We start from the raw sequence: 21,959 nt of genomic DNA, 5'->3' as shown, positions 1-21,959 counted from the left end.
GCCCTGCGCGAACCAGGCCTGGCCGAGGATGATGGTGGAGCCGGCGGCGATGAAGTTGATGGCGACGCCCGACACGATCTGGTTGCCGCGATGGGTGATGGACGCAAAACCGTGCACCAATGCCAGCGCCACGGCCACCACGATCGCCATGCCGAGGCCGGCCCAGGCCGAACCGGTGACAAAGGCCGCAGAACCGGCAGCGAACGCACCGGCCAGCATCTTGCCTTCCAGCCCGATGTCGAAAATGCTGGCGCGCTCGGAATAAAGGCCGGCAAGGCAGGCGAGCAGCAGCGGAATCGACAGGCGGATCGTTGAGTCGAGGACAGTGACGAGGGTGGCGAAGAACTCCATTACGCGCGGCCCTCTTTTGCGGCGACGACCGGCTTGCCAGCGCCCAGGCTGGCGAAGAAGGTCTGTATCGCCGGCCGGAACATGTGTTCGAGCGCACCCGCAAACAGGATCACCAGTCCCTGGATCACCACGATCATGTCGCGGCTGATCGCGGGCATTTCGAAAGCGATTTCCGCACCACCCTGATACAGCATGCCGAACAGGATGGCCGCCGGCACGATGCCAACGGGATGCGAACGGCCCATCAGCGCCACTGCGATGCCGACAAAGCCGGCACCCGTCACGAAATCGAGCTGCAGCCGGTTCTGCGCGCCCATCACCGGGTTCAGCGCCATCATGCCGGCCAGCGCGCCGGAGATCATCATGGTGATGATGATGATCCGGGCTTCACCGATGCCGGCGTAGCGCGCAGCCTTCGGCGAATGACCCTGCGTGCGGATTTCATACCCAAGCTTGGTGCGCCAGATCAGCACCCACACGCCGAAGGCAGCTGCGAGTGCGAGAAGAAAGGAGATGTTGAAGGGCGCGGAGCGAATGCGCGCGCCAAACAATTCGATGATCCAGTTGAGCTTCGGCAACTGCGCGCCTTCGGCAAAGGCGCGCGTTTGCGGCGCCATCTGGCCAAGCGGCTTCAACACGTCAACCAGCAGGTAGACCATCAAACTGGCGGCGATGAAGTTGAACATGATCGTCGTGATGACGATATGCGAGCCGCGCTTGGCTTGCAGATAGGCTGGGATCAGCGCCCACAGAGCCCCCGCCAATCCCGCACCGATCACCGCCAGCGGAAAGTTGACCCACCACGGGAACACACCATCGAGGTTCAGCGCCACCAGCACGACGCCAAGCCCGCCGACATAGGCCTGCCCCTCGCCGCCGATATTGAACAGCCCGCCATGGAAAGCGACCGCGACGGCAAGGCCGGTGAAGATGAAGCTCGTGGCATAAAACAGCGTATAAGCAATATTCTGCCCCCGCCCAAACGCGCCTTCCACCATGATGGCCGCAGCCCGAAACGGGCTTTCGCCGACGAGCAGCACCACGAGCCCGGCGACGGCGAAGGCGACGATGAGGTTGATGAGCGGGATCAGGCCATAGTCGACCCATCGCGGGAGTTTGGCGTAGGGGACGCTCATGGCAGTGCCTCTGCGGGGCGCTCGTAGCGCGTAAGCCGTTCGGACAACGTGCCCGTGTGCAGTTCGAACATGTGGTTGTCCAAGTCGTAGAAATACAGGGAACGTCCTTCGCCTTCCACCCGTGGGCGAGGCGGGCGGATGTCGAGGCCGAGTTGCTTTACGCGCTGCGCGTAGCGGTCGAAGTCGGCTTCGTCGATCTTGAAGGCGATGTGATTGTAGGTGCGGGTGGGAAGCGGCTCGCCTTCCATGATCGCGATCCAGAGATCGCCGATCAGGAAGAACTTTTCGCGCGAAACAGAGAAGGTGTCGTCGCCACTCGCATAGATTTCGCGCGCGTCCAAGACCTCGGTGAGGATGGTTGTCATCCGCTCGAGATCGCGGGTGACGAAGGTCATGTGCGACAGGCCCTGGATCACTCCGCCGCCTCCCGCCGTTCCACGCCGGCCATCAGCAAGCCGAGTTCCCCTTCGCCCGCTTCCCCATCGCGTTCCCCGACGATGCGACCGTCGAACATCACGAGGATGCGGTCGGACAGGGAGCGGATTTCGTCGAGTTCGACCGAAACGAGCAGCACCGCCTTGCCGGCGTCGCGCATGGCGATGAGGCGTTTGTGGATGAATTCGATGGCGCCGACATCGACGCCGCGAGTCGGCTGGCCGACGATGAGGACGCCGGGGTCTTTTTCGATCTCGCGGGCGAGCACGATCTTTTGCTGGTTGCCGCCGGAAAAATTCGCCGTTTTCAGGTGCGGATTTGCCGGTCGGATGTCGTAATTCCGGATTTTTTCCTCCGCATCCGCCCGAATTGCGGAGCGATTCAGGAAGAAACCGGTGAGATATTGCTTGTGGTCGTGGTAGCCGAGGATGGCGTTTTCCTGTTCCTCATAGGCAAGCACGAGGCCGACATGGTGACGGTCTTCCGGCACATGGGCGAGGCCGCGATCGCGCAACTCGCCGGGATCGGCAGTGCCGGTAACGTCGATCGGCTCCCCATCGAGGAGCACTGTGCCGGACAGGGCCTTGCGCAGGCCGGCGATGGTTTCGATCAGTTCGGACTGGCCGTTGCCGGCGACGCCCGCGATGCCGACGATCTCACCGGCGCGGACTTCGAAGGAGACGTCCTTCACCATCTCGACCTTGCGGGCATCGCGGACCGTCAGGTTCTTCACCGACAGCTTCACCGCGCCGGGATTGGCGGGGCCTTTTTCCACGCGCAGGAGGACGCGGCGGCCGACCATGAGTTCGGCCAGTTCCTCGACGGTGGTTTCCGCGGTCTTGCGCGTCGCCACCATCGTGCCCTGGCGCATCACCGAGACATTGTCGGTGATCGCCATGATCTCTCTGAGCTTGTGGGTGATCAGGATGACGGTTTTGCCCTCTTCCTTCAGCCGGGCGAGGATGCGGAAGAGGTGGTCGGCTTCGGCGGGCGTCAGCACGCCAGTGGGTTCGTCGAGGATCAGGATGTCGGCGCCGCGATAGAGTGCCTTGAGGATTTCGACGCGCTGCTGAAGGCCGACGGCGAGATCTTCGACCACGGCATCGGGATCGACTTCGAGGCCATATTCTCGCTCAAGCCGTTTCAACTCGGCGCGGGCCTTGCTGATGCTGGTGTTGAGCAGCGCATTGCCTTCCGCACCCAGGATGATGTTCTCCAAGACGGTGAAGTTGTCGACCAGCATGAAGTGCTGGTGCACCATGCCGATGCCTGCGGCGATCGCATCGTTGGGCGTCTTGATCGAGGCCTTGGTGCCGTTGACGAGGATGTCGCCGCGGTCGGCCTGGTAGAAGCCGTAGAGGATCGACATCAGCGTGGACTTGCCTGCGCCGTTTTCGCCGATGATGCCGTGAATGGTGCCGCGGGGGACGTCGAGATGGATGTCGCGATTGGCGTGGACGGGTCCGAAGCTCTTGTTGATGCCGATGAGCTGGATCGCGGCGTTCGCCATGCGTGGTTCCCGATTTCCGGATGGTTCTTGTTGTTATCAGGAATAACCGCCGGCGGCGACCGTTCCATCAGGCCCTGCCGGACGGGCTCGACGGTTCCACTCTCGACAAATGCGGAGCGGATTGTCAATTTCCCGATATGACAATTCAAAGCTTCCGCTTCCACACCGCCCCATCCCTTATCTTCGAACCCGGCAGCGCCGCGCGGCTAGGCGAAATCTCCGCACCGCGGCTCGGCGAGACGATCCTCTTCGTGACCGATTCCGGCCTGCGTAAGCTCGGCCTCTGCGATCCGGCGCTCGCGTCGCTGGAAGCGGCCGGCGTCGCGGTCACGATCTTCGATCAGGTGGAAGCCGATCCGTCGCGCAAAACGCTGGAAGCGGCCGTTGCGGCAGGGCGAAACGCGCATGTCAGCGGCGTGATCGGATTTGGCGGCGGGTCTTCGCTGGATGTTGCCAAGCTCGCGGCCTTGTTGCTGGGCTCGAATGAAGATCTCGATCAGGCCTGGGGCGTAGGGCAGGCCAAGGGACCACGCTTGCCGCTGATCCTCGTGCCAACCACGGCGGGAACGGGGTCGGAAGTGACGCCGGTTTCGATCATCACGGTGGGTGAGGAGGAAAAGCGTGGCGTGTCGTCGCCGCTGATCCAACCCAATATCGCCCTGCTCGATCCCGATCTGACGCTCGGCCTTCCGCCGGCGATCACGGCAGCAACCGGCATCGATGCCATGGTGCATGCGATCGAAGCCTATGCCTCCACCAGCGCCAACAACAATCCGCTGTCGAAGACGCTCGCTCGCGAGGCGTTGCGACTGCTCGGCGCCAACATTGAAAACGCGGTGACGAACGGGTCGGATACCGGAGCGCGCTCGGCCATGCTGCTCGGCTCCATGCTGGCCGGCCAAGCCTTTGCCAATTCGCCGGTGGCGGCCGTGCATGCGCTGGCCTATCCAATCGGCGGTACGTTCCATGTGCCGCATGGCTTAAGTAACGCGCTGGTTCTGCCGCATGTGCTGCGCTTCAACGCGCCGGATGCCGCGCATCTCTATGCCGAGATCGCCGGCGACGCTTTTCCGGAACTCGTGGATGAACCAAGCACGCAAGGGAAAACCGCCGGCTTCATCGACGCGCTGGCCGCACTGTCGAAGCGGCTTGGCCTGCCCCAGCGTTTGCGCGATGTCGGCATTACGGAAGCGGATCTGCCGAAGCTTGCATCCGACGCGATGAAGCAGGGCAGGCTGCTCGTCAACAATCCGCGTCCGGTCACCGAAAGCGCTGCTCTGGCGATCTACAAGGCGGCGTTCTGATGGCGGAAGGCAGTTTGCGCGGGGCCTACAAGACCTTCCGCACCATTCCCACCCGCTGGATGGACAACGACATTTACGGTCACATGAACAATGTCGTGCATTATTCGCTGTTCGACACGGCGGTGAATGGCTGGCTGATCGAGCAGGGCGTGCTTGATCTTAAAAGCGGCGACCAGATCGGGCTCGTGGTGGAAACGGGCTGCCGTTATTTCGGCGAGATCGCTTTTCCCGATGTGGTGCATGCGGGATTGCGGGTCGCCAAGCTCGGCACATCCTCCGTGCGCTATGAGGTCGGCCTGTTCCGCAATGATGAGCTGACTGCTGCGGCGGAAGGCTTCTTCGTGCATGTCTATGTCGACCGGGAAACGCGGCGGCCCAAGTTGCTAAACGACCGGCTGCGCACCACTTTGGAGACGATCGCCTCATGACCGCCAGCGACCAGGAGCGTATCGTCGATCTCGAACGCATCGCTGCCGAGCAGGATCACGTGATCCAGGAACTGTCCGGCGAGATTGCCGAGCAATGGAAGGTGATCGAGGGTCTGCGCAAGAAGCTTGACCTACTGACCGACCGCTTCCTCGAAGTGGAAGAACAGACCGCGCCGGAAATCGCTGTGACCAAGCCGCCACACTGGTGAATCTGAACATCTGTTCAGGAACCAGCGAGCGAGTCCGTCGTTAAACCGTCACATAGGTTAGGTTCGCAAGGCGGCTCCCATGATCGAAGATTGCAGACTGATCGATACGACACTGGCTCCTTCGGTTGATGTGCGGGTGCGTAACGCGCGCTTGGCAGCTGCCGCCGAACCGCTGGGGTCTTCCGCCGGTCAAGTCATTGCATTTTCTCGGAATGCACCCGTTTCTTCGCTCGACTGGGCTGACATCGATCAAACCGATGCTGTGATCGTCGACACGCAGTGGCGTCGTCGCACAGCCGGATTGAAGAAGCTGGGCCAAAAAAGCAGCCGCAGCCTGCGCGTGATGTGGCCGGCCAATGATCGTGGGCGCGGTCCGGTCGCCGAGATGAAGAGCACGCTTCCGCTTCATATTCTGACAGGTGCTGTCGTTGCCTTCGGGACGGGCCTAGTTATGGCAGGGGTTGGAAGTCTGGTGACGCATCCGGAATTGTTGCCGACGGTAACCGCCTGGTTTGGCTGAACAAGGCTTGTCGGATCGCTCCGATCCGACGGCACACATCCACCATGAAAAACGCCGCCGGATCGGGTGATCCGGCGGCGTTTTTGTTTTGGCTTTGATCGTACGATCAGTAAGGGCAGGCGTTGTCCGACATGTAGTCGTGAACCTGAATTGCGCCGGATACGATGTCGGCCTTGGCCTTCTCGACCGCAGCCTTCATCTCTTCGGTGACGAGCTTCTCGTTGTTCTCGTCCATGGCGTAATCCACGCCACCTTCCTTGATGCCGAGATTGTTGATGCCCGGCTTGAAGGTGCCGTTCTTGGCGTCGTTGAAGGCGTTGTAAACGGCAACGTCGACGCGCTTGACCATGGAGGTCAGGATCTTGCCGGGCTGCAGCATGTTCTGGTTGGAATCGACGCCGATGCCGAGCTTGCCGGCATCCGCCACCGCCTGCAGCACGCCGATGCCGGTGCCGCCGGCCGCATGATAGATCACGTCAGCGCCCTGGCCGATCTGCGACTTGGCGATTTCGCCGCCCTTGGTCGGATCGTTCCAGGCAGCCGGCGTGTCGCCGGTATAGTTCTGGATCACTTCGGTTGCGCCTGCAGCCTTGGCTCCGCCCACGAAGCCGCAATCGAATTTGCGGATCAGCGGGATGTCCATACCGCCGACGAAGCCGACCTTCTTGGACTGGGAGGCCTGCGCGGCCATGATGCCCACGAGATAGGAGCCTTCCTGTTCCTTGTAGACGATCGACTGCACGTTCGGCGCATCGACCACGGAATCGATGATGGCGAAATTGACCTCCGGGAACTCGGGCGCGATAGCCTCGAGGGTCGAGGTCCAGGCAAAGCCGATCGCCACGATCGGGTTGCGGCCATCTTCGGCGAAGCGGCGCACAGCCTGCTCGCGCTGTGCTTCGTTGGAGATCTCGAACTCGACATAGTTGATGCCAGTCTCGCCCTTGAACTTCTCGGCGCCATGATAGGACGCTTCGTTGAAGGACTTGTCGAACTTGCCGCCGAGATCAAACATCAGCGCCGGCGCAATCTCTTCCTGCGCAAGCGCAGGAACGCTCAGCGCGGTCGCGGTCAGCAGGCCTAGAAGGAAAGATTTCATCGTGTCCGCACCCCTGTCGGTTTTGCTTGGATGACTGCCACGAGCCTGCGCCAGACAGCGCTGAGGGCTCGCGGCAGATAACAGGGTCATGCCCCGCTTGGGGCCCAATGTTGCACGCGAAAGGGCGAATTTCACGTGCAATTTTGCCGCTCTACCGGGATGGTGAGCAGAACGTTCTACTCGGCAGCTTGCGCCATGCCGACGCATTCGACGCCGGTGCCACGCAAAGCGCAATAACCGCCGGGGTTCTTGGCGAGATATTGCTGGTGCTCTTCTTCGGCAAAATAGAACACCGGCGCCGGCTCGATTTCCGTGGTGATCTCGCCGAAGCGCGAAGCCGCCAAGCCCTGCTGATAGGCAGTGCGCGAAGCGATCGCGGCCTGAAGCTGCGCATCGGTGGTGGCATAGATCACCGAGCGATAGGTTGTGCCGACATCGTTGCCCTGGCGCATGCCTTGCGTCGGATCGTGATTTTCCCAGAAGATCTTGAGAAGTTCGGGGAAGGTGATCTTGGTGGGATCATACACCACCCGCACCACCTCGGCCTGTCCGGTAAAGCCGGTGCAGGTTTCGCGATAGGTCGGGTTGGGCGTAATGCCGCCGGCATAGCCGACCGAGGTCAGGTAAACGCCGGGCGTTTGCCAGAACAGGCGCTCGGCGCCCCAGAAGCAGCCCATGCCGAAATAAACGGTTTCCAGCCCTTCCGGCAGTTCGCCCTTGAGCGGGATATGCGACACGTAATGGTTATGCGCGGTGGGAATGGGCTGTTCACGGCCGGGCAGCGCATTGGCCGCCGTCGGCATCGTGGTCTTCTTGTTCAGGAGATCGCTGATGGAAAACATGGATATGCCTTTCCTCGGGTGATGCAGCCGCGAGCGGCCGGGTCATGGGTGATAAGTCTGTTTCAAACTGAGCCTTAGGCGCACAACGCGTCAGGCCGTTCCTGCGATCCGTCCCGGCCGAGGCTTTGGTTTGCGACCGAGCGCGTAAAACAAAAGCGCGATCACGCCGAAGACGAGAAAGCCGGGAAGGCCAAGCACCGGGACGAACGCCCAGTCCCAGGCGGGCGCGCCAAGATGCGTCTTAACCCAGCTTTCCGCCGCTTCCGCGCCCGCTGGTGCGGTTCGCAGCCAGCTTGTCATAAGCGGTGTGACTTGCAACGACGAGGCCGCGATCGTGCGCGCTGCATCGCCTACCGCCAAGATCACGGCCAGCGCGAGCGCCAAGGCCGAAAGCAGGCGAAAAACGAAGCGGATGGGGCGCAAACAAAGCTCCGATCGTGGGTTGCTGGTGTTGCCTAGAGATAAGCATGGCGGCAGCGTCGCGCAATGTCGGCCTGCTTCATGTTGCCATTGGAAGGGCTTGGCCAAGAAGGCTGAACAGAACGCATCGAACACCCTTGGCATTCGCCGGTTAATCGACTAGGAAGCGCGCGTCCTCGGATGTTGCGCCTCGCGCCGACAGTTCGAAGACCGTGGAGAGGTGGCCGAGTGGTTGAAGGCGCACGCCTGGAAAGTGTGTATACGGGAAACCGTATCGGGGGTTCGAATCCCCCTCTCTCCGCCAGCATTTCTGGCACGTGCTATTTGGCACGCACGGCTTTTTTGAAGCAGTCCTTTTCAAATTTCTAAGAACACATAACCGGTCTGGCCTGCCCGTCGAGGCGAGGCTCCTTTGCTCGTCTTGAAAGAAAATCATGCGTTCAACAAAGACGTTTACCACCCATATCCTGATCGCGATCATCACGCTTGCTTTGCTGCTGGTGATCCCCTTCCTGTTCCGCTCGCAGGAAATGCGCGAATTTTACATCAGCGAAGGCGGGCCGGTGCAGATCTTCTCGGCGGCCGGTTATGTCGTCGTGATCGTGCTTTTGATGCGCGAGATGACGTGGGCTGAACTCTCCGACAACTGGCCGCTGGTGGTCGTGCCGCTCGCAATGTGCCTGCGCGAAATGGATTTCCACGCCCATTTCACCACCTACAGCATCACCAAGACCACGCTGTACGTGTCGCCGGATGTGCCGATCATCGAGAAGCTGTTCGGTATCGTCGTGTTCGTTCTGCTCGGCATCACCGCCGTCGTGCTGGTGAAGAAGCATTTGCGGCTCTTCCTCGAAGGTCTGCGCCGCGCAAGCCCGGTGGCGATCGCAGTCGCGTTGGGCGCTTTTTGCGCCGTATTCTCCAAGGTGCTGGATGGCTTTTCGTCCAACCTGCAGGTGATCGGCGTGTATGTGCAGCCGACCTATCTGTCGGTTGTGGCCGAGGAGGTTCTGGAACTGGGCATTCCCGTGTTCTTTGCTATCGCCGCCTTTGCCGCTTTCCCCGCTCGCGGATCGCTGCGCCAGCTTTAAGGCACGGAGTTGCCAGCCGAGGGCAATCGACGCTAAGCCAATCGAAGCATGATCAGTCCCGATCCCTTGGCCAATTGCTGGGGATCGGAAGCTTCGAGGGTGAACACGGATGGCGACCGGGCAGCGGCTCCAAAACAAGCGCATCCTGCTGATCATAGGCGGCGGTATCGCTGCCTATAAGGCGCTCGACCTCATCCGCCGTTTGCGCGAGCGCGGCGCGAGTGTGCGGGCGGTGATGACATCCGCCGCACAGCACTTCGTAGCGCCACTGGCTGTCGGTGCGCTGACGGCCGATCATGTGTTCACCGACCTGTTCGACCGCCAGGACGAACAGGATGTCGGCCATATCCGGCTGGCGCGCGATTGCGATCTGATCGCCGTCGTGCCGGCGACAGCCGATCTGATGGCCAAGCTCGCCCATGGCCATGCCAATGATCTCGCATCAGCCGTGCTTCTGGCCACAACCAAGCCCGTTCTAATGGCGCCGGCGATGAACCCGGCGATGTGGAGCCACCCCGCTACCCGCCGTAACCGCGAAACGCTGGCGGGTGACGGCGTACACTTCATCGGCCCCAACAAGGGCGAGATGGCGGAAAAGAACGAGGCGGGCGAGGGACGCATGGCCGAGCCGCTGGAGATTGCCGCCGCCGTCGAAAGCCTGCTGGATGGAGGGCAAAAGCCGCTCACCGGCCGCCGCATCATCGTGACATCCGGTCCGACGCATGAGCCGATCGATCCGGTGCGCTATATCGCCAATCGCTCTTCGGGCAAGCAGGGTCACGCAATTGCAGGCGCCTTGGCGCGGCTTGGCGCCGATGTGCAACTCGTGTCCGGACCGGTGACAATCCCCGATCCTATTGGTGTCCACACCACCCACATCGAAACGGCGCGCCAGATGCAAAGCGCGGTGGAAGCGCTGCTGCCGGCCGATGCGGCTGTGATGGTGGCGGCGGTTGCCGACTGGCGCACGGACGCGGAATCCGATCAGAAGATCAAGAAGGGTGCCGGCGGGCCGCCGACGCTGGCCATGGTGGAAAACCCGGACATTCTCGCCGGCATCGGCAAGCATGCGCGACGCCCTTTCCTGGTTGTCGGCTTTGCGGCCGAAACGCAGGATGTCAGCCAGAACGCCACCGCCAAGCTCGATCGCAAAGGTGCCGACTTCATCGTCGCCAATGACGTGTCGGTTGCGAGCGGGATCAATGCCGGCGGTGTCATGGGCGGGGCGCGCAACCGCGTGAAGATCGTCAGCCGCTCGGGCGTCGAGGAATGGCCGGAAATGGACAAAGCGCAAGTCGCCGAGCGTCTGGCCGAGTTGATCGCGCGCAGGCTGGAAACGATCACCGTTTAGGGCGGTACCGCCTTCCCGCATGAAAAAAGCCGGACGCGTGAGCATCCGGCTTTCGGCCTTGGGAGGCGTGTTCGTGTTTAAGCGGCGGGCTGCTTGGTTTTTCTGAGGTAAGGCAGCACGCGCTCGAAGCCGCCGAACTTCTCGTTGGCTTCATCGTCAGAAACGGCGGCGGTGATGATCACGTCGTCGCCATTCTTCCAGTTGGCGGGCGTCGCAACCTTGTGCTTGGCCGTGAGCTGAATGGAATCCAGCGCGCGCAAGATCTCGTCGAAGTTGCGGCCGGTGGTCATCGGGTAGGTCAGGATCAGCTTGATCTTCTTGTCCGGGCCGATGACGTAAACCGAGCGCACAGTCGCATTGTCGGCGGGAGTGCGGCCTTCCGAGGATGAGCCGGCATCCGACGGCAGCATGTCATAGAGCTTGGCGACTTCGAGGTTCTTGTCGCCGATCAGCGGGTATTCCACTGAGAAGCCGGTTGCGGTCTTGATGTCTTCCTTCCATTTGCCGTGGCTTTCGACAGGATCCACGGAAATGCCGATGATCTTGACGTTGCGCTCGGCGAACTTGTCCTGAAGGCCAGCCATCGTGCCGAGTTCGGTGGTGCAAACCGGCGTGAAGTTCTTTGGATGCGAGAACAGAATGCCCCAGCCATCGCCGATCCAATCATGGAAGTGGATCACGCCCTGCGTTGTTTCGGCGGTGAAATCCGGGGCGGTGTCGTTGATGCGAAGGCTCATCGGGCTCTCCTAGGCAATTTGGCGTGGCGGACAGGTTATCGACTGATCATAGGGCGAGCAGCGGAAAGGGCGAGGCAGAATGCTGCGTGACTGGGCATCGCTAGGTAGAACTTCCCTGTTTTTATGGGTGCTTGAAGAAAATCATTCCAACTGCGCCATGCGAGGTTTCGTCCTCTTGCCTCCCGGCTGGAGGCACGGCAACTCTACGCGCGCAGGTATCGCTGGAGTGGATGATGTCGGGAAATGTGGAACGGTCTGTTTTCGGCACGTTGAGCACTGGCCTAACGGTTGAGTGCGTCTCGCTGGCCTGGCCGGGCGGATTGGAAGTGCGCATCATCACGCTGGGCGCTGCGGTCCAGGCCTTGTTCGTGCCGGATGCGGCGGGCGAACGCGCCGATGTCGTGCTCGGCCATGACGATCCCGAGGACTACATGGCCGATCGCCAGTTCTTTGGCGCAACCATCGGCCGCTTCTCCAACCGCATCGCAGGTGCCCGCTTCCAGCTTGACGGAGAGGCGGTGCAACTCTTGGCCAACGAGGGCGCGAATGTGCTGCATGGCGGGCAGGAAGGCTTCGATCACAAACTTTGGACGATCGAGGATCTTGTCGCGGAGCCGGAGCCCTTCGTGCGCCTCAGCCTGGTCAGTCCGGACGGCGATCAAGGCTTTCCTGGTGCACTCAAGGCATCCGTCACCTACCGGCTCACGGCGCCAACCGAGCTGTCGATGACGTTCGAGGCCACCGCGGACCGCCCGACCGTGGTCGGCATGACCCATCACGGCTATTTCAACCTCGGCGGCGTCGAGCATCCGCACAGCGTGCTCGATCATCACCTTCATATCCCCGCCGAGCGTTTCCTGGCGGTCAAGGCGGGCCTTATTCCCGATGGCGAACCCCGCTTTGTTGACGGCACGCCGTTCGATTTCCGCCAGTCGAAGCCGATCGGCCGCGATTTGCGGCACGTGGACGAGCAGGTGCTGATCGCGCATGGCATCGACCACTGCTTCTGTTTGTCAGACCAAGCGAGCGAAGAACCGCGCTTGATCGCACGGCTGGAAGATCCGCATAGCGGCCGAGTGCTGGAGCTTCTGTCGGATCAACCCGGGCTGCAGTTCTATACCGGCAACATGCTGGATGGCAGTTGGGCCGGCAAGTACGGACAGATCGCGCGTCAAGGCGATGCGCTGTGCCTGGAGCCTCAGGCATGGCCGGACGCCCCTAACCGGCTGGATTTCCCGAGCGCTCGGCTCGATCCCGGTGAAACCTATCGACACCGGTCGATCTACCGCTTTTCCGCTGAAACAACCGGTGCGCGCTGAGCGCGTGGCGCATAATGCCGCAAGGGTAGGTGCGGCTGTCAGCGCATCATGCCACGTGCTAAGAACAGGCTGATGATCGAAGGTAGCATCAAACGGCGAAACGGCACGGCGCTTGTTCTGGCGTTGGTTCTGTCATGCGCAGTGCTGCTGCAATTCACGCTCGGCGCTTTTGCGGCCGGTGCTCTGGCGTCCGGGCCGCAGCGCGACATCTTCGGCAACCTGCTTTGCTTGAGCGAAGGCGGGCATCACAACCGAACTGCCGATCATGGCTCCGTGCCGGCTTGCTGCGGCGTCGGCTGTTTGTCCGCAGCTGTTGCCTCGGCACCCCCGCCGCAACATGGCTGGACGCTTCCGGTCAGGATCGCGTCCAGACTTGACCATGGCTTCGCCAAAGCGCCCGTGCTGCGGGTGAGTGCCGGGCACGCGCATCAACCGCGTGGCCCTCCGATCCTGGCCTGAGACAAACCGCTTCTCAGACCAATCAGCGCCGTCGGCGCTCCAGTCGGATACCCATCATGCATCTGTTTTTATCCTCGCCGCTGCGTGCGGCAGGCCTTGGCTTAGCTCTTCTACTGGCTGCCAGCCCCTTCGCCTCCGCCCACGAATACAAGGCCGGAACGTTGGACATCGGTCACCCTTGGTCGCGCGCGACGCCTCCCGGCGCCAAGGTGGCGGCCGGCTATCTCTCGATCAAGAACACCGGTGACACGGCCGATCGCCTCGTTTCCGTGTCGTCCGCCATTTCGGAGAAGGGCGAGATCCACCAGATATCGGTGGATTCCAGCACCGGCGTCATGACCATGCGCCCGGTTGAACGGGGGGTGGAAATTCCGGCCGGCGAAACGGTGATGCTTGAGCCCGGCAACTATCACCTGATGTTTGTCGGCCTCAAGCAGCAGGCCAAGCAGGGCGAGCGCTTCAAGGGCACGCTGGTCTTCGAGAAGGCCGGCTCGGTCGAGGTCGACTATGCCGTGGAAACCATCGGCGGAACGCCTGGCGGCAAGCCGGCGGCCGAGGGCGCCATGGATCATGGCAGCGTGGACCATGGTTCCATGGATCATGGTTCAATGGACGGGATGGACCACGGAGCGATAGAAGACGGCGTGGCCGACCATAGCGGCCACGCCAAGTAGCAGGTTCTATTCCGCGACGACCCCGGGCAGGGCGCCGGGGTCGAGCACCGCCAGTGCGCCGGGCAAGCTAGACGGCCCGTTGCGCGACGGCAGGAAAGCGTCGATCAGCTGCGCCACCTGTCCATCGCGCTGCTTGGAACTGTCGGCACCCATCACCACCACCACCAGCCGGCGGCCGCCGCGTGTGACCGACGTCGCGACATTGTAGCCGGACGCGCGGATATAGCCGGTCTTGATGCCGTCCACACCCTCGACGCCGCCGACCAAGCGGTTGTGCCCGCGGATGGTCTTGCCGCGGAATGAGAACTCGGTGACCGAGAAATAGCTGTAATATTGCGGGAACTGGCGGCGCAGCATGATGGCCAGCGTCGCCATGTCCTTCGGCGTCGTTACCTGCAGGGGGTCGGGCAGGCCGGATGCGTTCTGGAAGCGGGTGTCGCGCATGCCGATGGAACGCGCTCTGTCCGTCATCATCAGCGCGAACTGCTGTTCCGAGCCGCCGCCGAGGAACTCGCCGACCGCGGTCGCGACATCGTTGGCCGAGCGTGTCACCAGCGCCTTGATGGCCGAATCCACGTCGATGCCTTCGCCGGGCTTGAAGCCGATCTTCGTTGGCGGACGCGCGGCGGCGTAAGGGGACACGGGAATGATCGTGGTCTTGTTGATGCGCCCGCTCTGCATCTGCTCGAACAGCATATAGAGCGTCATCATCTTGGTCATGGATGCCGGGAAGCGCTGGCTGCCGTCTTCATAGCCGTAAAGCTTGCGCCCGCTCGTGGCATCCACGACGATCGCCGCATAGCGCTCTGACGCCAAAGGCGGCACAGCGGCGGCGTTCGGGGTGATCGCGGATGTGGTGCCGCCACTCGTAGTGCTGCAGGCGCCAAGCGCCAAAGCAAGCGGCAACACAAGGGCGGACAGGAAGAAGCGGCGAGTGGCTGAGTGCGGCAAGGGGGTCCTCCGGCGCGGCTGCGCCAGGCTTTGAAAAAGGAAGGCTGCGGCGATTTTCCCGCTTCGTGCCATGTCAGGCTTGCGCAGACAATGCGTTACCGGCCGTTGCCAAAGGATGAATGGCGCTGAAGCGCGGCCGCGGCCACAAACCTTCACTTCGTTGTCTACTTTAGAATAATTCTAAACTATTGATCCAATTGGACTTTTTGTCGCTGGCCGTTGACAGGAACGGTTCTCGCTGCAAAGATTACAACCAATCGCGTCATCCCGGCGCGCCTTTGATGTCTGGGCCTTGAACCCGGTTGATTGGAGGACTGATGTTTTTGAATGCCGCGCTTTTGCGTGCGGAAGGCCAGGCAGTGCGCTCCGGTGGAGGCGCGCGCTGATGCTGTCACGCCTCGCCGATCTCAACGGGCACAACGATCCCTATTTCGACCGCGCGCCGGAAAAGCTGGTGCTCGAAGGCTATCGCCGCATGATCGCCGGTTTCGAAACCGGCTCGATCGCGCCGTGGGAGCTGAGCTGGTCCTTGTATGAAGCGCTGCTCGGCGAGGTCGAAGCGCCGCGTGCCATCACCGACATGACGCGCTTCGTGCGGGCTTTGCGTAAGTGCGCATCCTGCCCGCTGCGTGCATTTCCATTCGGCGCCCATCATGTGTCGCGCGAGGAATGCCTGGCGCTCGGCCTCGTGGCTGGCCTGCAGCATGACGACAAGGACACGGCATCACTATGCGCCGGCGCCATGAGCTGCCCGCTGCGCTGCGGTGAGTTGGCTCGCGCGGCTGCACCGCTTGCCGAAACGCTGGCGCGGCTCGATCACACGCTTTTGCCGATCCCGCGCCGCGCGATCGAAGACATCATTGCGCGGTCGCAGCGGCCCGCAACCGTTCATTGAGGGGGAAGATATGACGCCGAAAACGGCCAGGCTGGCAGCCATCGCAGCAACAACCGTGCTGACGGCAGCGGTCTTTCTTCTCCCGGCCAATGCGGCGACGGACGAGAAGGCGGTTCTGACGACCTATGCGAATATCGCGCATGCCGTTTACGAGGACTCGCTGACCACCGCCAAGACGCTGGACGACAAGATCCACGCCTTCCTCGACAAGCCGTCCGACGCCACGCTGGACGCAGCCAAGCAAGCCTGGCTTGCCGCCCGCGCGCCCTACCAGCAGTCGGAAGCGTTCCGCTTCGGCAACCCGATCGTGGATGATTGGGAAGGCCGTGTGAATGCCTGGCCGCTGGACGAGGGCCTGATCGACTAGGTCGATGCCAATTACGGCACCGAGTCTGACGAAAACTCGCTTTATACCGCCAATGTCATCGCCAACCCCTCGATCAAGATCAACGGCGAAACGGTGGATGCCTCCAAGCTGACGCCGGAATTCCTGTCCGGCACGCTGCAGGAAGCCGGCGACATCGAGGCCAATGTGGCCACCGGCTATCATGCCATCGAGTTCCTGCTGTGGGGGCAGGACCTGCATGGCACGGAGGCCGGTTCGGGCGAGCGTCCTTATACCGACTACGACAAGGCCAACTGCACCAACAACAATTGTGAGCGCCGCGCCGAATATCTCGCTTCCGCAGCCGACCTCCTGGTGACCGATCTCGAGGAGATGGTGGCAAATTGGGCCGATGACGGCGAAGCGCGCAAGGCCGTGCTCGATGCCGATCCGAAAGCTGGTCTCTCGGTCATCCTCACCGGCCTCGGCTCGCTGTCTTATGGCGAACTCGCCGGCGAGCGCATGAAGCTTGGCCTCATGCTGCATGATCCGGAAGAAGAGCACGACTGCTTTTCCGATAACACCTACAATTCGCATCTGAACGACGCGCTCGGCATCCAGAATGTCTATCTCGGCCACTACAAGCGCCTGGATGGCAAGACGGTGGAAGGCTCCTCGCTGTCGTCGCTGGTGGCTGCGGCTGATCCTGCGGTCGACACCGAACTCAAGGCCAAGCTCGACACGACCAACGCCAAGATGAAGGCGATGGCTGATCGTGCAAAGGGAGGCGAGGCCTATGACCAGCAGATCGGCGAAGGCAACGCGGACGGCAATGCCACCGTGCAGGCCGCGATCGATGCGCTGGTGGATCAAACGAAATCGCTGGAACGCGCCGTCGCGGCGCTGAAGCTCGATGCCATTGCCTTTGAGGGCTCCGACAGTCTGGATGCTCCCGACAAGGTGTTTCAGTAAGCGCCTATGAGGGCGTGAGTTACCGTTTGCGGTTCAATGCTCCCGAACCGCAAACGGCGTACCGAGGGTGGCGCGTTCCGCGACGCGCCACGTCAGGGAATGGTGACGTGACATGCTTGTTTGCCATTGCAACATCATAACCGAGAAGGAGATCGAGACGGCGATCACCGAGCTTCTGGACATTGACGCCTGGCAGCTCATCGTCCCTGCGAAAGTTTACCACAGGCTCGCCAAGCGTGGCCGCTGTTGCGGCTGCTTCCCAAATGTGGTGGAAACGATCATTCGGGTTACCGAAAATTACCACGCGCGCACTGCAGGCGACGCGGGTGATGTCGTTTCACATCTGGATCGCGTGCGCGGATTGCGCGATCAATTCGGGAGCAATCGCAATGAAGGGCGAACCACAAGTCATCGAGCGGCTTAATGAGGCACTGTTCCTCGAGCTCGGCGCGGTCAACCAATACTGGTTGCATTACCGCCTTCTCGATGATTGGGGCTTCAAGAAGCTCGCCAAGAAGGAGCGTGCGGAAAGCATCGAAGAGATGCAGCACGCCGACAAGATCATCGAACGTATCATCTTCCTGGAAGGTCATCCCAATCTCCAGAAGGTCGGTCCTCTGCGCATCGGCCAGAACGTCAAGGAAGTGCTGGAAGCCGATCTCGCCGGCGAATATGACGCCCGCACCTCCTACAAGCGCTCGCGCGAAATCTGCTCGGAACTGGGCGATTACGTCACGAAGCAGCTGTTCGACGATCTGCTCAAGGACGAGGAAGGTCATATTGACTTCCTTGAAACCCAGCTCGACCTGTTCAACCGGATCGGCGAAGAGCGTTACGGCTTGCTCAACGCGGCTTCGGCCGACGAGTCCGAGTAACAATCGACATCGAGGCGGCGCTGAAACGCGCTGCCTCGGGTTTCGCGCGACCACAGTCAGCGCGGCCTTGCCGGCCATGGTGGGTTGAACGCCATCATGCGCCGATCGATTTTTCTTGTTCTTGCAGCCACGATGATGGCTGCCACGTCGGGTCTTGCCGGCTCTGCCGAGACGATCCCCGCTGTTCGGGATGATCTCACGCCCAAGGACCTCAAGCGCGTCCAGGCCGTCACCCGGCCAGCAACCGACTTCTCCAAGCCCGAAGACTTCGAGACGATGCAAGGCGGCGCCGGCACGTCCAAGAAACTGCCGAACCAGGATGCGTTTTCGCAACCGGCGGCCAACATAACCTTCGAGGAACAAGGCACCTTCAAGCTCGGCAACGGCATGTTCCGCAAGGTCTGGGTCACCGCGCCGACCTCGACGCAGGCGTCGGACGGTCTCGGGCCGCTTTTCAATGCGCGCGCCTGCCAGAGTTGCCACCTGAAGGATGGTCGCGGCCATCCACCGGAAGGTGCGGCGGACGCGACGTCCATGTTCCTGCGGCTCGCACGCGACGCCTCGACGGAAGAAGAGCGGAAATCGCTAGCCGATGGCGTGCTTCTCAATCTCCCCGACCCGATCTACGGCACGCAGTTGCAGGATCTCGCCGTTCCTGGCCTTGATGCCGAGGGCAAGATGCGGATCACCTATGAGGAGATGCCGGTCATGCTGGAAGGCGGCGAAACGGTTTCCTTGCGCAAGCCGACCTATGCGATCGACGACCTCGCTTACGGCCCGCTGCATCCCGACACCACGCTCTCGCCGCGCGTGACGCCGCAGATGATCGGGCTTGGGCTGGTGGAGGACATCCATCCGGCCGACCTGCTGGCCCATGCCGATCCCGACGATGCGAATAGCGACGGCATTTCCGGTAAGGCGCAGATCTTGCGCGATCCGCTGTCGGGCGAAACACGCGTCGGCCGCTTCGGCTGGAAGGCGCAGGAAGTCTTCATCCGCCGTCAGTCTGCGGACGCCTTTGCCGGGGATATCGGCATTTCCTCGCCCGATGCGCCGCGCCCCTTTGGCGATTGCACGGAGTCTCAGACCAAATGCCGCGCGCTGCCGAATGGCATTCAGGAGCGTCTCGGCAAGGATGAAGCGCCGGATCCGATCATGGATCTCGTCACCTTCTATTCGCAAAACCTGGCCGTGCCCGCGCGCCGCGATGTCGGCGACGCCCAGGTGCTGCGCGGCAAGCAGGTCTTCTACGAGACCGGATGCGCGTCCTGCCATATGCCGAAATTCGTCACCCGCCGCGATGCCCCGAACAAGGCGCATCGGTTCCAGCTGATCTGGCCCTATTCGGATTTCCTGCTGCATGACATGGGCGAGGGCCTGGCTGACGGGCAGAAGGTCGGTGCTGCCACCGGCATGGAATGGCGGACGCCGCCGCTTTGGGGCATCGGCCTGACGAAGACGGTTGTCGGCCACACCTTCTTTCTGCACGATGGCCGCGCCCGCAACCTGACTGAAGCCATTCTGTGGCATGGCGGCGAAGCGCAAACGGCCCGCGACAGCTATGCCGGCCTGCTGAAGGAGGATCGCGATGCGCTGGTGCGCTTCCTGGAATCGCTTTGAGCCTTTGCGCACGATCCTGATTGCTCTGATCGCAATCTTCGCTTTCGCGATGCCGGCGCGCGCTGCAATCGACGAAGCGAAAGCACGCAGCATCATCACCGCCGCGATAAGCGACTTCGTTCGGCCTGTTTATGCCGACTTCGCCCAGTCGACGCAGGCGCTGACCGAAGGCGTGAAGGCGCTTTGCGCGACGCCGTCCCAAGCCTCGCTCGATGACGCCCGCAAGGGCTTTACCGACACGGTCGCGGCCTGGTCACACGCTGAAATCATCCGCTTCGGCCCAATCACCGCCGAAAACCGGCAAGACCGCATTCTGTTCTGGCCGGATCGGCGTAGCATCGGCTTGAAACAGGTGCAGGCGATCCTTGTCGGCAAGGATGAAACAGCAACAGACGCTTCCACCTTGGCCGGCAAAAGCGTCGCGTCGCAAGGTCTCGGCGCATTGGAATTCGTGCTGTTCGGTACGAATGCTGAAACACTGACTTCCGCTGACGGTGCTTTTCGTTGCCGCTATGCAGCGGCGATTGCCGCCAACCTCGATGGCATGGCCGATGATCTTAGTGCCGCCTGGCAGGACACCGACGATATTTCGTGGCTCTGGTCGCGCTTTGGCCCCGACAACGACCGCTACCGCAATGCCGAGGAAGCACTGGGCGAGCTGGTGGATGTCGTCGTGCACGGTCTGGAACAGGTGCGTGATGTCCGCATGAACGGCTTTCTCGGCGCCAGGCCTGACGGCGACAAGCCGAAGTCGGCGATCTACTGGCGTTCCGGTCAGACAGTGACGTCTTTGGCTGCCAATCTCGCTGCCATGCACAAGCTGATGCAGCTGTCGGGTGTCGGCGCGCTTGTCTCGGGCGACGGCGAATGGATCCCCGATGCCATCGACTATGAATTCTCCAACGCGGAAGCCATCACCGCCCCGGAGCGTGACGAGCCGATCGACCGTCTGCTGAGCGACCCGGCCCATCGGGCAAGCCTCGAATTTCTCCGCATCGCCACCAGCAGCCTGTCCGGCCTCGTCGGCCAGCGGCTGACCGGCGACATCGGCCTGACGGTAGGCTTTTCGTCGCTGGATGGAGACTAGGGGCCCATGACGCCGCTAATCGACCGCCGTTGCTTTCTCGCCGCCGCCGGCTCGCTGTTTGCCGCTTCGCTCGGCTCTCGCCAGGCCTTCGCGCTGGAACGCGCAGACGCCGTGTTCGCCACGGCTTACCAACGAAGAAGCGGCCAGTACGGCGTAGCTGTGCTGACCGAAGCCGGAGAGCTCGTGCATGCGCTCGACCTGCCCGATCGTGGCCACGACGTGACGTTCGATCCCGTATCGCGGCGTTCAGTTGTGTTTGCCCGCCAGCCCGGCACCTTCATGACCGTGTTCGACCATGGCGGAAAGCAGCCGCCGATCACGATCGCCAGCGTGGAAGGCCGGCACTTCTATGGCCACGGCTGCTTTTCGCCGGACGGCGCGCTGCTTTATGCGACCGAGAACGATTTCGACGCTGCCGAAGGCATGATCGGCATTTATGATGCGCGCGACGACTTCCGCCGCGTCGGCGAGTTCAAGACCCATGGCGTCGGCCCGCATGAAATGCTGCTGATGGGTGATGGCCGCACCTTTGCTGTCGCCAATGGTGGCATTGAAACCCATCCCGATTTCGGCCGCGCCAAGCTCAACATCGCGACGATGGAGCCGTCGCTGGTCTTTATCGATCGAGTGAGCGGCACGCTGCTGTCGCATCACACGCTGCCCGCCGCCCTGCATCAGCTCTCGATCCGCCACATGGCGGCGGACGATCAGGGCCGGCTGTGGTTCGGCTGCCAATATGAGGGTGCGGAACGGGACCGGCCGCAGCTTGTGGGGTATGCCACGAGGGACGATGGCCTGACCCTGCTCGACATGCCGGATGACGTGCTCGGCGGCTTCCGCAACTATATCGGCTCGGTCGCCAGCAACCCGGAAGCCGGGCTCGTGGCCGTATCCTCGCCCCAAGGCAACAGTCTAGCGCTGATCGACACAGTGACGCGCACGGTGTGGGAGATGCGCAGTTTGACGGAGGTCTGCGGTCTGGCGCCCGACCGTGGCGGCTTCCTGTCCAGCACCGGCACCGGCCGCTGGCTGGCGCCGCAAACACCGGAAGCCGTTCTGCCGGACTTTGTTTGGGACAATCACATCCTGCGGATCTAAGCTGCTGAGCCGCCTGCATTGCCACGCCCCGCCTGCCGCTGATATCGGCAGAACATGATCGACCTGCCCGCCCTTCCGGTAACCGCCGTCCTGCCGGACCTTTTGACGACGCTGGCCCAACACAAGTCGGCCGTGCTCGTGGCACCGCCGGGCGCCGGCAAGACGACGTTGGTGCCACTGGCGTTGCTCAACGCACCATGGCGCGGCGAGAACATCATCCTCCTGCTCGAGCCCCGCCGTCTTGCGGCCCGCGC

General features: G+C 62.2%; 24 protein-coding genes, 1 tRNA gene and 2 pseudogenes. 18 read left to right on the top strand and 9 right to left on the bottom strand.

Translation table 11 applies throughout. The annotated features are described in order from the left end of the window. From RTX98_RS13155 to RTX98_RS13140, 4 genes are all read right to left on the bottom strand, one after another. Positions 1 to 351, bottom strand: a 351-nt coding sequence (locus RTX98_RS13155) for an ABC transporter permease subunit (RefSeq protein WP_416223123.1), incomplete at its 3' end; no start/stop codon positions are given. After that, a complete protein-coding gene (locus RTX98_RS13150) occupies positions 351 to 1,487 on the bottom strand; it encodes an ABC transporter permease (RefSeq protein WP_312797109.1) in 1,137 nt (378 codons plus the stop codon). The genes RTX98_RS13150 and RTX98_RS13155, both read right to left, overlap by 1 nt. Then, positions 1,484 to 1,903 (bottom strand): FosX/FosE/FosI family fosfomycin resistance hydrolase, encoded by a 420-nt coding sequence (gene fosX, locus RTX98_RS13145; protein ID WP_312797107.1) that lies wholly within the window; start codon positions 1,901 to 1,903, stop codon positions 1,484 to 1,486. The genes RTX98_RS13150 and fosX overlap by 4 nt, the downstream gene beginning before the upstream one ends. Beyond that, complete coding sequence (locus RTX98_RS13140) at positions 1,900 to 3,432, bottom strand: ABC transporter ATP-binding protein (protein WP_312797105.1); 1,533 nt, start codon at positions 3,430 to 3,432, stop codon at positions 1,900 to 1,902. Before RTX98_RS13140 ends, fosX begins: the two co-directional genes overlap by 4 nt. A 143-nt stretch (positions 3,433 to 3,575) precedes the next feature. On the opposite strand from RTX98_RS13140, the gene RTX98_RS13135 reads away from it, so the two are divergent. The 4 genes from RTX98_RS13135 to RTX98_RS13120 all read left to right on the top strand — a co-directional run bounded on the left by RTX98_RS13135 (position 3,576) and on the right by RTX98_RS13120 (position 5,893). Continuing rightward, positions 3,576 to 4,736: an iron-containing alcohol dehydrogenase gene (locus tag RTX98_RS13135; protein WP_312797112.1), complete on the top strand. Its 1,161-nt coding sequence runs from the start codon at positions 3,576 to 3,578 to the stop codon at positions 4,734 to 4,736. Further along, complete coding sequence (locus RTX98_RS13130; protein ID WP_312797104.1) at positions 4,736 to 5,164, top strand: thioesterase family protein; 429 nt, start codon at positions 4,736 to 4,738, stop codon at positions 5,162 to 5,164. The genes RTX98_RS13135 and RTX98_RS13130 overlap by 1 nt, the downstream gene beginning before the upstream one ends. Then, complete coding sequence (locus tag RTX98_RS13125; RefSeq protein WP_312797103.1) at positions 5,161 to 5,373, top strand: SlyX family protein; 213 nt, start codon at positions 5,161 to 5,163, stop codon at positions 5,371 to 5,373. Before RTX98_RS13130 ends, RTX98_RS13125 begins: the two co-directional genes overlap by 4 nt. Before the next feature lie 79 nt (positions 5,374 to 5,452). Next, positions 5,453 to 5,893, top strand: a complete 441-nt coding sequence (locus RTX98_RS13120; protein WP_312797102.1) for a hypothetical protein — start codon at positions 5,453 to 5,455, stop codon at positions 5,891 to 5,893. A 106-nt stretch (positions 5,894 to 5,999) separates the two neighbouring features. Here RTX98_RS13120 and RTX98_RS13115 read toward each other — a convergent pair whose 3' ends face one another. The 3 genes from RTX98_RS13115 to RTX98_RS13105 form a co-directional block, all read right to left on the bottom strand. Continuing rightward, complete coding sequence (locus tag RTX98_RS13115) at positions 6,000 to 6,992, bottom strand: BMP family ABC transporter substrate-binding protein (protein ID WP_312797101.1); 993 nt, start codon at positions 6,990 to 6,992, stop codon at positions 6,000 to 6,002. 176 nt (positions 6,993 to 7,168) lie between these two features. After that, positions 7,169 to 7,834, bottom strand: a complete 666-nt coding sequence (gene msrA, locus RTX98_RS13110) for a peptide-methionine (S)-S-oxide reductase MsrA (protein ID WP_312797100.1) — start codon at positions 7,832 to 7,834, stop codon at positions 7,169 to 7,171. A gap of 90 nt (positions 7,835 to 7,924) precedes the next feature. After that, entirely contained in the window at positions 7,925 to 8,257 is a 333-nt protein-coding gene (locus RTX98_RS13105; RefSeq protein WP_312797099.1) for a hypothetical protein, read from the bottom strand. Positions 8,258 to 8,468: 211 nt separating this feature from the next. Here RTX98_RS13105 and RTX98_RS13100 point away from each other — a divergent pair. The 3 genes from RTX98_RS13100 to coaBC all read left to right on the top strand — a co-directional run bounded on the left by RTX98_RS13100 (position 8,469) and on the right by coaBC (position 10,693). After that, positions 8,469 to 8,558, top strand: a tRNA-Ser gene (locus RTX98_RS13100). A gap of 130 nt (positions 8,559 to 8,688) precedes the next feature. Then, positions 8,689 to 9,342, top strand: a complete 654-nt coding sequence (locus RTX98_RS13095) for a hypothetical protein (protein ID WP_312797098.1) — start codon at positions 8,689 to 8,691, stop codon at positions 9,340 to 9,342. Positions 9,343 to 9,451: 109 nt separating this feature from the next. Beyond that, entirely contained in the window at positions 9,452 to 10,693 is a 1,242-nt protein-coding gene (coaBC, locus tag RTX98_RS13090) for a bifunctional phosphopantothenoylcysteine decarboxylase/phosphopantothenate--cysteine ligase CoaBC (RefSeq protein WP_312797097.1), read from the top strand. A gap of 77 nt (positions 10,694 to 10,770) precedes the next feature. On the opposite strand, the gene RTX98_RS13085 is transcribed toward coaBC, so the two are convergent. Further along, positions 10,771 to 11,430, bottom strand: coding sequence for a peroxiredoxin (locus RTX98_RS13085; RefSeq protein WP_312797096.1), 660 nt, complete (start codon positions 11,428 to 11,430; stop codon positions 10,771 to 10,773). A gap of 230 nt (positions 11,431 to 11,660) precedes the next feature. On the opposite strand from RTX98_RS13085, the gene RTX98_RS13080 reads away from it, so the two are divergent. The 3 genes from RTX98_RS13080 (at position 11,661) to RTX98_RS13070 (ending at position 13,882) form a co-directional block, all read left to right on the top strand. Next, positions 11,661 to 12,749 (top strand): aldose epimerase family protein, encoded by a 1,089-nt coding sequence (locus RTX98_RS13080; RefSeq protein WP_312797095.1) that lies wholly within the window; start codon positions 11,661 to 11,663, stop codon positions 12,747 to 12,749. Positions 12,750 to 12,821: 72 nt separating this feature from the next. Further along, positions 12,822 to 13,208 (top strand): hypothetical protein, encoded by a 387-nt coding sequence (locus tag RTX98_RS13075; RefSeq protein ID WP_312797093.1) that lies wholly within the window; start codon positions 12,822 to 12,824, stop codon positions 13,206 to 13,208. Positions 13,209 to 13,264: 56 nt separating this feature from the next. Continuing rightward, a complete protein-coding gene (locus RTX98_RS13070; RefSeq protein ID WP_312797091.1) occupies positions 13,265 to 13,882 on the top strand; it encodes a copper chaperone PCu(A)C in 618 nt (205 codons plus the stop codon). Between the two features lie 6 nt (positions 13,883 to 13,888). Here the strand turns inward: RTX98_RS13070 and RTX98_RS13065 are convergent, their stop codons facing one another. Beyond that, positions 13,889 to 14,833: a D-alanyl-D-alanine carboxypeptidase family protein gene (locus RTX98_RS13065; RefSeq protein WP_312797090.1), complete on the bottom strand. Its 945-nt coding sequence runs from the start codon at positions 14,831 to 14,833 to the stop codon at positions 13,889 to 13,891. A gap of 385 nt (positions 14,834 to 15,218) precedes the next feature. On the opposite strand from RTX98_RS13065, the gene RTX98_RS13060 reads away from it, so the two are divergent. The 8 genes and pseudogenes from RTX98_RS13060 to RTX98_RS13025 all read left to right on the top strand — a co-directional run. Continuing rightward, positions 15,219 to 15,728, top strand: a complete 510-nt coding sequence (locus RTX98_RS13060; RefSeq protein ID WP_312797089.1) for a hypothetical protein — start codon at positions 15,219 to 15,221, stop codon at positions 15,726 to 15,728. A gap of 10 nt (positions 15,729 to 15,738) precedes the next feature. Continuing rightward, a pseudogene (locus RTX98_RS13055) lies at positions 15,739 to 17,025 on the top strand (imelysin family protein). 112 nt (positions 17,026 to 17,137) lie between these two features. After that, the gene (locus RTX98_RS13050) at positions 17,138 to 17,449 is read left to right on the top strand and encodes a (2Fe-2S)-binding protein (protein ID WP_189504016.1); all 312 of its coding nucleotides are present in this window, start codon (positions 17,138 to 17,140) and stop codon (positions 17,447 to 17,449) included. Continuing rightward, positions 17,415 to 17,900, top strand: a complete 486-nt coding sequence (bfr, locus tag RTX98_RS13045) for a bacterioferritin (protein ID WP_312797085.1) — start codon at positions 17,415 to 17,417, stop codon at positions 17,898 to 17,900. The genes RTX98_RS13050 and bfr overlap by 35 nt, the downstream gene beginning before the upstream one ends. Positions 17,901 to 17,996: 96 nt before the next feature. Beyond that, positions 17,997 to 19,520 (top strand): di-heme oxidoredictase family protein, encoded by a 1,524-nt coding sequence (locus RTX98_RS13040; RefSeq protein ID WP_416223122.1) that lies wholly within the window; start codon positions 17,997 to 17,999, stop codon positions 19,518 to 19,520. Next, positions 19,489 to 20,607 carry an imelysin family protein gene (locus RTX98_RS13035; protein ID WP_312797083.1) on the top strand — a complete coding sequence of 373 codons (1,119 nt, stop codon included), beginning with the start codon at positions 19,489 to 19,491 and terminating at the stop codon, positions 20,605 to 20,607. The genes RTX98_RS13040 and RTX98_RS13035 overlap by 32 nt, the downstream gene beginning before the upstream one ends. A 6-nt stretch (positions 20,608 to 20,613) precedes the next feature. Then, positions 20,614 to 21,705, top strand: a complete 1,092-nt coding sequence (locus RTX98_RS13030) for a DUF1513 domain-containing protein (protein WP_312797082.1) — start codon at positions 20,614 to 20,616, stop codon at positions 21,703 to 21,705. A gap of 54 nt (positions 21,706 to 21,759) precedes the next feature. Next, a pseudogene (locus RTX98_RS13025) lies at positions 21,760 to 21,959 on the top strand (ATP-dependent helicase HrpB); the annotation flags it as partial.

It is taken from the genome of Tianweitania sp. (assembly GCF_032053605.1).
Classification (GTDB): domain Bacteria; phylum Pseudomonadota; class Alphaproteobacteria; order Rhizobiales; family Rhizobiaceae; genus Tianweitania.
This window is presented reverse-complemented; position numbering and strand designations above follow the sequence as displayed.

Coding starts and splice junctions, on each gene's coding strand:
- RTX98_RS13150 (WP_312797109.1), bottom strand. CDS start 1,487: ATGAGCGTCCCCTACGCCAAACTCCCGCGATGGGTCGACTATGGCCTG.
- RTX98_RS13140 (WP_312797105.1), bottom strand. CDS start 3,432: ATGGCGAACGCCGCGATCCAGCTCATCGGCATCAACAAGAGCTTCGGA.
- RTX98_RS13130 (WP_312797104.1), top strand. CDS start 4,736: ATGGCGGAAGGCAGTTTGCGCGGGGCCTACAAGACCTTCCGCACCATT.
- RTX98_RS13125 (WP_312797103.1), top strand. CDS start 5,161: ATGACCGCCAGCGACCAGGAGCGTATCGTCGATCTCGAACGCATCGCT.
- RTX98_RS13120 (WP_312797102.1), top strand. CDS start 5,453: ATGATCGAAGATTGCAGACTGATCGATACGACACTGGCTCCTTCGGTT.
- RTX98_RS13115 (WP_312797101.1), bottom strand. CDS start 6,992: ATGAAATCTTTCCTTCTAGGCCTGCTGACCGCGACCGCGCTGAGCGTT.
- msrA (WP_312797100.1), bottom strand. CDS start 7,834: ATGTTTTCCATCAGCGATCTCCTGAACAAGAAGACCACGATGCCGACG.
- RTX98_RS13095 (WP_312797098.1), top strand. CDS start 8,689: ATGCGTTCAACAAAGACGTTTACCACCCATATCCTGATCGCGATCATC.
- coaBC (WP_312797097.1), top strand. CDS start 9,452: ATGGCGACCGGGCAGCGGCTCCAAAACAAGCGCATCCTGCTGATCATA.
- RTX98_RS13085 (WP_312797096.1), bottom strand. CDS start 11,430: ATGAGCCTTCGCATCAACGACACCGCCCCGGATTTCACCGCCGAAACA.
- RTX98_RS13080 (WP_312797095.1), top strand. CDS start 11,661: ATGATGTCGGGAAATGTGGAACGGTCTGTTTTCGGCACGTTGAGCACT.
- RTX98_RS13075 (WP_312797093.1), top strand. CDS start 12,822: ATGATCGAAGGTAGCATCAAACGGCGAAACGGCACGGCGCTTGTTCTG.
- RTX98_RS13070 (WP_312797091.1), top strand. CDS start 13,265: ATGCATCTGTTTTTATCCTCGCCGCTGCGTGCGGCAGGCCTTGGCTTA.
- RTX98_RS13060 (WP_312797089.1), top strand. CDS start 15,219: ATGCTGTCACGCCTCGCCGATCTCAACGGGCACAACGATCCCTATTTC.
- RTX98_RS13050 (WP_189504016.1), top strand. CDS start 17,138: ATGCTTGTTTGCCATTGCAACATCATAACCGAGAAGGAGATCGAGACG.
- bfr (WP_312797085.1), top strand. CDS start 17,415: ATGAAGGGCGAACCACAAGTCATCGAGCGGCTTAATGAGGCACTGTTC.
- RTX98_RS13040 (WP_416223122.1), top strand. CDS start 17,997: ATGCGCCGATCGATTTTTCTTGTTCTTGCAGCCACGATGATGGCTGCC.
- RTX98_RS13035 (WP_312797083.1), top strand. CDS start 19,489: ATGCGCTGGTGCGCTTCCTGGAATCGCTTTGAGCCTTTGCGCACGATC.
- RTX98_RS13030 (WP_312797082.1), top strand. CDS start 20,614: ATGACGCCGCTAATCGACCGCCGTTGCTTTCTCGCCGCCGCCGGCTCG.